5 protein-coding genes and 1 pseudogene are annotated in these 7,846 nt (G+C 72.4%); 4 read left to right on the forward strand and 2 right to left on the reverse strand.

The genetic code is table 11. The annotated features are described in order from the left end of the window. The 4 genes and pseudogenes from CCN56_RS36735 to moeZ all read left to right on the forward strand — a co-directional run. Positions 1 to 221, forward strand: a pseudogene (locus CCN56_RS36735) (hypothetical protein); the annotation flags it as partial. Positions 222 to 350: 129 nt separating this feature from the next. After that, on the forward strand, positions 351 to 1,322 hold the full coding sequence (locus tag CCN56_RS36740; RefSeq protein ID WP_086832064.1) for an NAD(P)-dependent oxidoreductase: 972 nt from the start codon (positions 351 to 353) through the stop codon (positions 1,320 to 1,322). Continuing rightward, positions 1,310 to 2,056 (forward strand): spherulation-specific family 4 protein, encoded by a 747-nt coding sequence (locus CCN56_RS36745; RefSeq protein ID WP_086832065.1) that lies wholly within the window; start codon positions 1,310 to 1,312, stop codon positions 2,054 to 2,056. Before CCN56_RS36740 ends, CCN56_RS36745 begins: the two co-directional genes overlap by 13 nt. A 63-nt stretch (positions 2,057 to 2,119) precedes the next feature. Beyond that, the gene (gene moeZ / locus CCN56_RS36750; protein WP_086832066.1) at positions 2,120 to 3,298 is read left to right on the forward strand and encodes an adenylyltransferase/sulfurtransferase MoeZ; all 1,179 of its coding nucleotides are present in this window, start codon (positions 2,120 to 2,122) and stop codon (positions 3,296 to 3,298) included. A 60-nt stretch (positions 3,299 to 3,358) separates the two neighbouring features. Here the strand turns inward: moeZ and CCN56_RS36755 are convergent, their stop codons facing one another. Both CCN56_RS36755 and CCN56_RS36760 read right to left on the reverse strand, forming a co-directional pair. Further along, positions 3,359 to 4,936: an alpha/beta hydrolase gene (locus tag CCN56_RS36755; protein WP_107484283.1), complete on the reverse strand. Its 1,578-nt coding sequence runs from the start codon at positions 4,934 to 4,936 to the stop codon at positions 3,359 to 3,361. Positions 4,937 to 4,998: 62 nt separating this feature from the next. After that, the gene (locus CCN56_RS36760) at positions 4,999 to 7,641 is read right to left on the reverse strand and encodes a lysylphosphatidylglycerol synthase transmembrane domain-containing protein (RefSeq protein WP_086832068.1); all 2,643 of its coding nucleotides are present in this window, start codon (positions 7,639 to 7,641) and stop codon (positions 4,999 to 5,001) included. Between the last annotated feature and the right edge of the window lie 205 nt (positions 7,642 to 7,846).

Consider the following 7,846-nt stretch of genomic DNA (forward strand, 5'->3'; position numbering starts at 1 on the left):
TCGCCGCCGCCTGCGCCGCCGAGGCCCTCGCCCTCGCGAGCGTCCTCGCCGCCCGCCTCCCCGTCCCCGGCTTCGACGCGCTCGCCACCCCGGTGCGCGTCCTCGTCGAAGCCTGGGGCCCCGGGGCCGTACCCACCCTCGTCTGCGGCGCCGCCGCGCTCGGCCTGCTGGCCCACGCGACCGGCGCCCTCACACGGGCCTCCGCCCACGCCACCCCGTGAACCCCCTGCTCACCCGCGGAGCCGACGCCGCGGGCGTGCCCCGTCACCTCTCTCATCACCCGCAAGGAGACCGAAGACCATGACCCCTCGAACCCAAGGACCGGCCGGTCGGCACACAGGGGCCGCACGATGAGGGTGCTACTGCTCGGAGCCAACGGCTTCATCGGACGCTTCGTCGCCGACCGGCTGCTCGCCGACCCGGCCGTCCACCTCACCGCGCTCGGCCGGGGCGACGACGCCGACGTGCGCTTCGACCTCGCCTCCGGCAGCCCCGGTGCGCTCACCCGCTTCCTCGACGCCGTCCACCCCGGGGTCGTCGTCAACTGCGCCGGAGCCACCCGCGGCGGCGCCCGCGAGCTGACCCGGCACAACACCGTCGCCGTCGCCACCGTCTGCGAGGCCCTGCGACGCAGCGGCTGCGGGGCCCGGCTCGTCCAGGTCGGCTGCGCCTCCGAGTACGGGCCGAGCCAGCCCGGCTCCTCCACGGCCGAGGACGCGATCCCGCGCCCCGGCGGCCCGTACGGCGTGTCCAAGCTCGCCGCGACCGAGCTCGTCCTCGGCTCCGGGCTCGACGCCGTCGTCCTGAGGGTCTTCTCCCCGGTCGGACCCGGCACGCCCGCCGGCTCCCCGCTCGGCCGCCTCGCCGAGGCGATGCGCCGCGCGATGCAGGCCGGGGACGGCGAGCTCAAGCTCAGCGGCCTCGGCGTGCAGCGGGACTTCGTCGACGTACGGGACGTGGCGCGGGCCGTCCACGCCGCCTCCCTCTCCGCCGCCCAGGGCGTCGTCAACATCGGCACCGGCCGGGCCGTCCGCCTCCGGGACGCCGCCGCCGTCCTCGCCCGGGTCGCGGGCTACGCCGGCAACCTGCACGAGCTGGACGCCCCGCACGGCATCCCGCAGCGCCCGATGATCGGCGCCCCCCGCACCGAGGGGACCATCGCCGAGCAGCTGGCCTCCGCCCCGTACCCGTACCCCGACGGCTGCGGACCCTGGCAGCAGGCCGACGTCCGCACCGCCCGCGACCGGCTCGGCTGGCGGCCCCGGATCAACCTGGAGGAGTCCCTCGCCGACATCTGGATGGAGGCGGCGTGTCGCATCTGACGACGACCACGGCCACCGGGGCCGTCCAGGCGCTCGGCTTCGGCGTCCCCGGCTACGCCCATCCGCTGCTCGCCCCCGTCGAGTGGGGCGAGCTCACCCGCCCCGGGACCCCGCTGCACTGGGCGGTGCTCAACGTGGCGGAGGGCCCGGGAACCCGTCCGGACCCGCACTGTCTGGAGGCGGCGGGGAGGCTCCGCAACGCCGGGGTCAAGGTGCTCGGGCACCTTGACCTGGCGTACGGCTCCCGGCCCTTCGGGGAGCTCGTCTCGGACGCCCACCGCTTCCTCGACTGGTACAAGGTCGGCGGTTTCTACCTGGACCGGGCCCCCGCCGACCGGGCGGACCTGGCCGGGACGCGACGGCTCACCGCGACCCTGGAGGCCGTGCTCGGCGGCGAGGCCCACCTCGTCCTCGGCCACGGCACCCACCCCCACCCGGGGTACGCCGAGGCCGCCGACCAGCTGGTGACCTTCGCCGGCTCCTGGGTGGACTACCGCTGGTCGCAGGTGGCGGAGTGGACCGCCGAGTACACGGAGGCCAAGTTCGTCCACCTCGTCCACGGCGTCCCGCGCACCCACCTCGACGAGGCCCTGCGGATCGCGCGCTGGCAGGGGGCGGGGACGATCTTCTTCACCGACCGCGTCGGCCGTCCGGGACAAAGCGACCAATTCCATACCCTGCCCGGCTACTGGGACGAAATCGTCTCGCGGATTGGACCGGGTGTCTCGGAATGAGAAGGGGCGTGGCAGTGTTACGGGGAGAACAACCGTACTGACATACCGACCACCGGAGTCCCCGTGTCGCTGCCACCCCTGGTCGAGCCGGCTGCCGAGCTCACCGTAGACGAGGTCCGCAGGTACTCCCGCCACCTGATCATCCCGGACGTCGGGATGGACGGGCAGAAGCGGCTGAAGAACGCCAAGGTGCTGTGTGTCGGCGCCGGTGGCCTCGGCTCCCCGGCGCTGATGTACCTGGCCGCCGCCGGCGTGGGCACGCTCGGCATCGTGGAGTTCGACGAGGTCGACGAGTCGAACCTCCAGCGCCAGATCATCCACAGCCAGGCCGACATCGGCCGCTCCAAGGCGGAGTCCGCGAAGGACTCGGTCCTCGGCATCAACCCGTACGTGAACGTGATCCTCCACGAAGAGCGGCTCGAAGCCGAGAACGTGATGGACATCTTCGGCCAGTACGACCTGATCGTCGACGGCACCGACAACTTCGCCACCCGCTACCTGGTGAACGACGCCTGCGTGCTGCTCAACAAGCCGTACGTCTGGGGCTCGATCTACCGCTTCGACGGCCAGGCGTCGGTGTTCTGGTCCGAGTACGGCCCCTGCTACCGCTGCCTCTACCCGGAGCCCCCGCCGCCGGGCATGGTCCCGTCCTGCGCCGAGGGCGGCGTCCTGGGCGTGCTCTGCGCGTCCATCGGCTCCATCCAGGTCACCGAGGCCATCAAGGTCCTGGCCGGCGTGGGCGACCCGCTGGTCGGCCGCCTGATGATCTACGACGCCCTGGAGATGCAGTACCGCCAGGTCAAGGTCCGCAAGGACCCCAACTGCGCGGTCTGCGGCGAGAACCCGACCGTCACCGAGCTCATCGACTACGAGGCCTTCTGCGGCGTCGTGTCCGAGGAGGCCCAGGAGGCGGCGCTCGGCTCGACGATCACTCCCAAGCAGCTCAAGGAGTGGATCGACGACGGCGAGAACATCGACATCATCGACGTCCGCGAGGTCAACGAGTACGAGATCGTCTCGATCCCGGGCGCGCGTCTGATCCCGAAGAACGAGTTCCTGATGGGCAGCGCCCTCCAGGACCTTCCCCAGGACAAGCGGATCGTCCTGCACTGCAAGACGGGTGTCCGCAGTGCGGAAGTCCTCGCGGTGCTCAAGTCCGCGGGCTTCGCGGACGCGGTCCACGTCGGCGGCGGCGTGATCGGCTGGGTCAACCAGATCGAGCCCGAGAAGCCGGTCTACTAGGACATGCGGAAGGCCCCGGACCGTCGATGCGGTCCGGGGCCTTCCGCATGCGCGGATCGGTCACTTCTTGCAGACCGTGCCCGAGGCCGGGACCTTGCCCGCGAGCAGGTACTCGTCCACCGTCTTCTTCACGCACGCGCTGCCGCCGTTGTACGCGCCGTGGCCCTCGCCCTCGTACGTCACCTCCACGCCGACGCCCTTGCCGAGCGCGTCCACCATCGACCGGGCGCCCTCGTACGGCGTCGCCGGGTCGCCGGTGTTCCCGACGACGAGGATCGGCGCCGAGCCGGGCGCCGAGACGTCCGGATGCTCCCAGAGCCCGGGCACCGGCCACTGCGCGCAGCTCGCGAGCGCCCAGCCCATGTAGTCGCCGAAGACGGGGGAGGCCTCGCGGAACTTGCCGAGCCGCTCCTTCGCCTGCCCGAGGGTGTAGCGCTCCTTGAAGTCCACGCAGTTGATGGCGGCGTTCGCGGCCTGGATGTTGCTGTAGGAGCCGTTCTCGCCGCGCCCGTTCATCGAGTCGGACAGGGCGAGGAGCAGCGCCCCGTCGCCGCCGTCGGCCGCGTCGAGCCCCTGCTCCAGATACGGCCAGAACTTCTTCGAGTACAGGGCCTGCGCGATGCCGTTGGTGGCCTGCGTCTGGGTGAGTTTCCGGTCGCCGATGCCGGCGATCGGCTCCTTGTCGAGGGCCGTGAGGAGGTTGGTGATCCCCGCCTCGATCTCGGCGACGGTGCTGCCGGGCAGGGTGCACTCGTCGCCGCGGTCGACACAGTCCCGGGCGAAGTTGTCCAGCGCGAGCTGGAAGCCCCTCGCCTGGCCGAGGGCGCCGTCCTCGACGCCCGCGTCCGGGTCGACGACCGCGTCGAAGACGGCCCGGCCCACGTTCTTCGGGAACATGTGGGCGTAGACGCCGCCGAGTTCGGTGCCGTACGAGATGCCGAAGTAGTGCAGCTTCTCGTCGCCGAGGACCTGGCGCATCAGGTCCAGGTCCCGGGCCGCGTTCTCGGTGCCGACGTGCGGCAGGGCCGCGCCCGCGTCGCGCTCGCAGCCCTGCGCGTACCGCTTCTGCGCATCGGACAGCGTCCGCTCCTCCGCGGTGTCGTCGGGCGTGAAGTCCAGGGCGTAATAGGCGTCCAGTTCCTTGTCGGTGGCGCACTCGACGGGGTCGCTGCGGCCGACCCCGCGCGGGTCGAAGGAGACCAGGTCGTAGCGGGTGCGCAGGCTCTCGTAGTCGGAGGCGAAACCGGGCAGGCCGGTGATGCCGGAGCCGCCGGGCCCGCCGAAGTTGAAGACGAGCGAACCGATCCGCTTCGCGCTGTCACGGGCCTTGGCCCGGATGAGGGCCAGCTCGATGGTCTCGCCCTCCGGCACCGACCAGTCCAGCGGCGCCTGGAGGAAGGAGCACTCCCAGGGGGTGCCCCCGGGCAGCGGGGAGGGCGGGGCCCCGCCGCCCTCGGCGGCGGACGGTGCCGGGCACGGCGCCCAGGACAGCTTCTGCGTCGTCAGCGCCGAGAGCCTGCCCGTGCCGCTCGGCTTCACCGGGGCCGCCGCACTGTCTCCCCCGTCCGAGCACCCGGCGACGAACAGCACGGCGGTGGCGGTCAGCAGAGCGGCGCGCTGGGCGGCGGAGATCGGCATAGGCCCATCGTGGGCCGCCGCCCCCGCCCCCGCGCGGGACGGGGGGCCAAGCGGGTGGCGTACTACAGGGCTTCCCGCTTGGTCAGCCAGTTGAAGCAGAGCCACCCCGGCAGCACCGGGATCCACAGCGTGAGCAGGCGGAACAGGAGCACCGCCGGGGTCGCGACCTCCAGCGGCAGGCCCACCGCCACCAGGCCGAAGGTGAGCGCGCCCTCGACCGCGCCGACGCCGCCCGGCGTCGGCGCCGCCGAACCGAGCGCGTTGCCCGCGAGGAAGACGACGGCCACGCTCGCGTAGCTGAGCGTCTGGCCCTCGTGCGCGAAGGCCCGGATGGAGGCGTCCAGGCAGAGCACGAAGACGCCGGTGAGGAGCAGCATCCCGCCGATGCCCGTCGCCAGCTTCATGGGCCGCTGGAGCACGTCCAGCATGCGCGGCACCACGCCGGCGAACAGCGAGCGCAGCCGCGTCGACACGAACTTGCGCATGAACGGGATCGCCGTCACCACCAGGACGAGCACCGCGACCGTCAGGAGTCCGGCGATGACCGTCCTGGACGGGGTGAAGGACTGCGACTTCTCCGTGCCCGTCAGATAGCCGAAGGACAGCAGGAGCAGGATGTGCGCCCCGAGCTGGAAGAGCTGCGAGGCGCCGACGCTCGCGACCGCGAGCCCCGGGCGCACGCCCGTGCGCTGGAGGAAGCGGGTGTTGAGCGCGACGCCGCCGACCGCCGCCGGGGCGACGATCTTCACGAAGGAGCCGGCGACCTGCGCCGCCACCGTCCGCCAGAACCCGACCCGCTCCGGCACGAAGCCGAGCAGGGCCATCGCCGCCGCCACGTAGCTGAGCGCCGAGAACAGCACCGCGGCCGCCACCCAGCGCCAGTCCGCCTCGCTGACCGTCGACAGCGGCGTACGGGCGATCTGCGAGAGCAGGAAGTACGCGGCGACCGCGCCCGCGATCAGGCTGACCAGGGTCCGCGGCTTGATCCGCTCCAGACGGACCGGCTCCACCGGAGCCTGCGGGCGGATCAGCAGCACCTGCTGCCGGATCTGCGCGAGCAGGTCCTCCTCGCGGGCCTCGTCGAGGGCGGTGTCCAGGGCCCGCTTCTCGGCCTTCTTGTCCGCCTTCTTCTCGGCCTTCGTCTCCGCCCGTACGGCCTTCTTGTCGGCCGCCGCCTCGGCCTTGGCGAGCTCCCGCTCGTGCTTGGCCGCCTCCGAGGCCGCGAGCACGGCCTCCCGCTCCCGCGCGGACCGCTCCCGTGCCAGTTTCCGCAGCGTCGCGCGCGTGGAGCGGCTCAGCGCGATCGGCTGGAGCAGCGGCAGACAGTCGGCGACGCTGTCCGGGCCGAGCACCTCGACGGCCGCGGCGACCGCCCGCTCCGCCCCGACCCGCAGACCGAGGGTGGTGAGCAGCTGGGCGATGTCCATCCGCAGGACCAGGTCGCCGGCCGCGATCTCGCCGCCCCGCAGATCGGTGAGGATCACCCTGCCGGAACGATCCACCAGGATCGCGTCCCCCGTGAGCCGGCGGTGGGCGATCCGGCGCGACTGCAGCGCCCGGACCTGCCGCCAGGCGCTGTGGACCAGCTCGTCGGTGATCTCGGAGTCGTCGAGCGAGTCCAGGCTCCGGCCGCCGGTGTGCTCGTACACGAGCATCACGGCGTCGGGGCCGAGCTCCGAGGTGGCGATCAGCTTCGGCGCGTTCGCCCCGGCGGCGATCGCCGCGTACGCGAGGAGCGCCTCCTGCTCCAGGGCCTGGCGCAGCGAGACGATGGAGCGGCGGGTGGTGATCGTCCGCAGGGTGATCCGCCGCCACGCGCGGTAGAAGAAGCCGTGTGCCTGCTGCTCGCGGTCGACGACGGTGACGTCGAGCGGCGGCCCGTCCTCCAGGGTCACGATGTAGCGGCGGCCCCGGTCGGCGCTGTCCGCCGAGTCGGGCACGCCCTCGGCGCGCAGCGCGGTCACCGGCCGGAAGCCGACCCGGCGCAGGCCGGCGAGGAGGGTCTGCCCGGTGGGCCGGACGTTCGGCGAGCCGACGGCGTAGAGCGTGCCGTACGCGACCGTCCAGCCGATCAGTACGGTCAGGATGATCGAGAGGGCGGTGGTGTAGCCGGCCACCAGCATCGTGAACGCGTCGAGCAGCAGCACCACCCAGAGCGACACCCGCCAGCGGGGTCTGCGGGCCATGCCGACGGCGGTCATGTACGCGATCACCGGCGCGAGGTAGTTGTGCACCGGGTCCGTGAGCCCGCCCCCGGACTGCGGCTGGGTCAGCGCGTCCTGGATCGTGCCGGGCGCGGCCTGGGCGACCCAGAGGTCGGTGGCGAGGGTGACGCCGTGCGCCAGGACGGCGGCGAGGACGCCGTCGGCGATCCGCAGCCCGTCGCGTTTGATCAGCCGCTCGATGGCGAAGGCGACCGGTACGAGCAGGACGGCGATGGACGAGACGAGACCGGCGATCTTGACGAAGACGTCCGGGGTGCCGGTCGCGCCCTTGTTGATGTCCTGTTCGAGACCCGAGGTCGTGGCGTGGGCGAACGCGGCGACGGCGATGACGAGCCCGATGGCGAGCACGCCGACGAGCAGCCGCATCAGGTCGGAGGGCCGGTGGACGCGGGCGGCGAGCAGCGGCTCGTCACCGGAGACCCGCTCGGGCACGTCGGGCTGCGCCCCCTCGGGAGGCTGCGTGTCCTGCCCCATCACCATGTCCGTCTCTGCCTGCGCGTCTTGTCGTTCTTGTGCTCGTTCTTGTTCTTGTACGTGTCGCTCTTGATCTCGTATCACCAGTCACCGCCCGGACGATGGTGGCACGAAGAGCTGCCGCGCGGAGGCATCAGGGCCATGTCGGTGCGGTGAGGCAGGATGGGGCGGATGAGCATGGAGGAGCCCATGGGGGAGACCGACGGGGGGA

The organism is Streptomyces sp. NRRL B-24572 (assembly GCF_002156145.1).
GTDB lineage: Bacteria > Actinomycetota > Actinomycetes > Streptomycetales > Streptomycetaceae > Streptomyces > Streptomyces vietnamensis.